The 3,879-nt window shown below is 46.9% G+C and carries 1 protein-coding gene; it reads right to left on the bottom strand.

Features of this window, described 5'->3' with window-relative positions; all coding sequences use genetic code 11:
- A partial coding sequence (locus LEP1GSC194_RS05300; protein ID WP_051997428.1) for a hypothetical protein occupies positions 1-3,879 on the bottom strand: 3,879 nt, incomplete at both ends.

Raw genomic sequence — 3,879 nt, 5'->3', positions numbered from 1 at the left:
AGACGGAATACCCGTAGCTTTCGAAATCGCTTCCGTCGTTACGCTTTTCTCGTATGCCTTCATCGCCTGTTTCATGTTGGCTCCACCGACTAAGGCTCCGACGAGACTTGCGGGTAAACCCGTTGCTGCTGCAATGGATCCTGTCACACGGCTTCTAATTTCTCCTTCCACTGCTTGGCTTGCCTTCTGACCTCCGCTCATTCCGTTTAACACGTTAAAGACGAAACCCTTACTGTCCATTTCCGCGTCATTCGCCTTTGCCTGTTTCTCGATACGGGATTGGATGTCAGCCGTGTAGATGGAATACTTCTGGCTTACGTTACTCAGTTGGCTGTCTACAAAACTCGTTCCGATTCCTTTTAACTTGAAGTTGAACCCTATCTTCGAGATATCAAAACCAGAAGTGATGATTAAATACTGCATTCCGTAGCTTACTTCTACCGGAACTCCTTTGATCGTTACGCTACCTTTCAGTTCTCTCTTACCGGCTAACACCGTATCATCGATGTCCGCTCCCTCATACATCGCCTTACCGGTCTTCTTCATGTCCCCGCTTTGGCCTTTAAAGCTGTCCGCTTTAAAGTCGTATTTAGAACCCGCATGGTAGCTTTTTGTACTTCCCATCTCTAAATCGAACGCGTTTCTAAACTCACCCGGTAATCCTTGAAAAGCCGCTAAGTAGCCGTCCTTACTCGACTCATACAATTTCTTTTGGTAGTTCTCTATTTCCTGGTTCTGTGCGTATTCCTGTTTCACCTCTTCGGTTTTGTCGCTGAACTGCGCGAACATCGCTTCCACGTTCTTTTGTGTGTTGTCGATGTAGGCTTTGACGCCCGCCACCATCTCCGCGCTAAACGTAGTCGAGTTCGGGTTCAACATATCCACGCTCAAGTTCCCCGGACTAAACTTCGTCTCTATACGTATATATTGATATTGTAAATCGGGTGAGTAGCTCGTGCTCTTCATCGCGCTTCCGTCGATGGCGATCTCACCGCTGTAGATCTGTCTGTATGCGGATATTCCGTCCCCGTCCGCTCTAAATCCGTAGCCCGCTTCTCTCAGGTATTTGTAGTCGTCTCCGTTTTGTAACGCAGCAAGCAGAGTCCTTTGAAGATTGTTACTTCTTTCTTCATTGTCTTTCTGGAGTTTTTTAGCGTAGTCGTCCAAGTATTTCGACACAGCGCTGTTAGCCGCTAAGTTGATCGCTTGTCCGCTTCCTTGCAGTAATGTTTGTAATGCGGAGAGGTCGTTGTTGTTCGTCACGAGAGAATTCATATGAGTCAGAAGTTCGTTTGCTTTCTGTTGTTTCTCTGCGATCTCTTTCTCTTGTGCCTGGATGTATTGGGTCACACCGCTGTTACTTACCTCTTGCGGTAAAGAACTCTGGATGCTTGCGATCATATCCTGCAATCCGTCGAGTAGTCCTTCTCCGATATTACGGTTTGCTAATTCTTTCGATTCGAGTAGCAGTCTCTCCACACGCTCTTTGTTCTCCGCGCCTTGTTTGTTCAAGTTCGAAGCAGTCTGCAACATCCCTTGGATCTGGTTGTAACTTTCTCCTTCCGCTAAAATCCCTTGAACTTGGTTCTTCCCTTCTTGGATTTGTTTTTGCACCTGTGTGCTGTTCTGAAAGTTCTTGTTGATCAAGGATTCTCTGTAACTCAGGAAAGAGTTTCTCGTATATGTAAGTCCCCGGTTATCCACTTCACTTGTGATCTCTTCTCCGATGGTGTAGTATTTCTTCTTCAGATATCCGATGGCGTTGTTCTTTTCTCTTACCGCGTAACCCGTGTAAAGGGCAGCCTCGTCGAACTTCGCTTCGCTCTTTGCTTTCTCCGCTAACTCTTGATATTTCTCCGATTTCTCAAAATACTCGTTTGCGTGTTTCAAGTAACCGCGTTCTTCGTCTACTATTTCCGCTTGCAGTGTGGTCGCGACGCCAATGTCCGTTTTCACATCGGTATACAAGGCTTCTTTCGTTTGGCTCGTGTTGTTACGACCGTTAAAGTTAAAACCGCCGTTTACACCATTGATTTCGTTCTGCCAATGCGTTTGATTTTGTCCGTATCCGCTCGCTTGGTTTTGGATTACTTGCAGTTCCGTGTTGTCTACGATATACGCTCCGTTTCCGTAGATCGTTTGGGCAAGCACATTGATTCTGTTACTTGCGTTTAACTCCGCTGTTTTGTACGTTTCACTTCTTCCAAAGGAATCCGCTATCGTTTGAGAGACCGCGGCTCCTTGTTGGTTCCAGCTCGTCTGATTTTGTTGATTTGTGAGAACTTGAGTCATCAAGTTTCCAGAAGCTGCATATTGATACGTTTGATACAAACCGGTTGCTGCGTTGTAAAGCTGTGTCGTATTCGTCTCCGAGTTTGTGATCTGAGTTTCTAACTGGTTCGCTTGGGTGATTGCGTTTGTCTGGTATTGCGCTTCTCCGTCCGGAGCGGTCACCGCTTGTTGCAATGTATCTTTGGCTGACAAATACCAGTTCAGTTCCGCTTGTTGAAAGGTGGATATCGTATTGTCCCAGTTCTCTTCTCCGGTTCTGTATTGGCTGTTCGCGTTGTCTTGGCTTCCTTCGATTCCAGCCATCTGGTAACCGTACACTTCGGTTACCCAAGCGCCTCTCGCCGCTTTCATGGCCGCTATTTGGTCGTTGTAGTTCGTGATTGTATTTTGTTTCGTTTGTTCCAGTTCTATTAGCTTTGCCTGATATTCGTCTTCGTATTCTTCTGATCTGTCTTCCCAATCTTTCAACGGATTGACTAGGGACAAGAAAGTAGATGCGATACTTGTAAACTGAGTTTTCATACTCGTCCAAAAGTTCTGATTCGCCTGCATCGCACTGTCTATGTATTTGTATTTCGTTTGCACTTGTACTTGGTTGATCAGTCCAACCGAGTTGTACCAGTTCGACGAGTTTAATTCCGTTCCGCCTAAAAATACTTTGGTGCCCAGTGCCACGCTGGATCCGGCGACCGCGTTCCCCGCTTGTGAGGATTGTCCAAATGCTGTATTGTAATTTCCGAATACTGCGTTTCGTATTTTTGTGTTCGTCGCTATTTGATCTTTTTGGCTTTGGTTAAACGTCTCCGTTACGGAGGTTGAATAACTGTCATCGGTTATCCAGCTTCGGCTGTATCCGCAATACGCCCAACCGCTGCAAGCTTGCAAACCCAAGGTATATCCGCCGCTTCCTCCCGTACAAGTTCCTCCGAGATCCACTCCGGTACACGTTGCTACGTAATGTCCCGCGCTGTAATATCCAGTGCTAGCGTTAGGATCTACCGTATACGATTGAACCGGTGCGTTCTCTCCGTTAGATCCGAAAACTGCACATGGACCCCACATCCAAGTCCCCCATCCCAACGGAGACGAGGCTTGAGTCTGACAACTTTGGTATTGTTGATTCAGTTCCGCGTAATATGGATTCGTAACCGTATACGGATCAAAACTACTTACAATAGTTCCTTGAAATCCTCCGCTTGTTGCCGCCCATCCGTAGACGTTTCCGTCGCTTCCGTAGGTCACGGCTGCTGATCCCGTCGGTTGGTAATTACAAGAACTGCTTCCGCTACAGCTCAAGGTTGCGGTCGCTACTTCCTTCTTGAACTCTAAGGTTTGTGTCGCGTATGTCTCTTGCCATTTCGTTATGTTCCAGTAGTCCGCTTTAGCCGTGGCGTTTGTTATTTGACTTTGGAAAAACTCTCCCAAGGTCTGCGCCAAGGTTCCCAGAGACGCTTGCGAGTTCAATGCGTCTTGTAGATCGTCTAACAGTCCGTCCATGTCTCCGAACACTGCAGTCAAACTCGGATCACTGGATGCGCTGTTTTTCAGTTGGTTTTCTTGGTTTCGTATATTCGTAATCGTACCTTG

This window comes from Leptospira alstonii serovar Sichuan str. 79601 (assembly GCF_000347175.1).
GTDB classification, from domain to species: Bacteria; Spirochaetota; Leptospiria; order Leptospirales; family Leptospiraceae; genus Leptospira; species Leptospira alstonii.
This window is presented reverse-complemented; position numbering and strand designations above follow the sequence as displayed.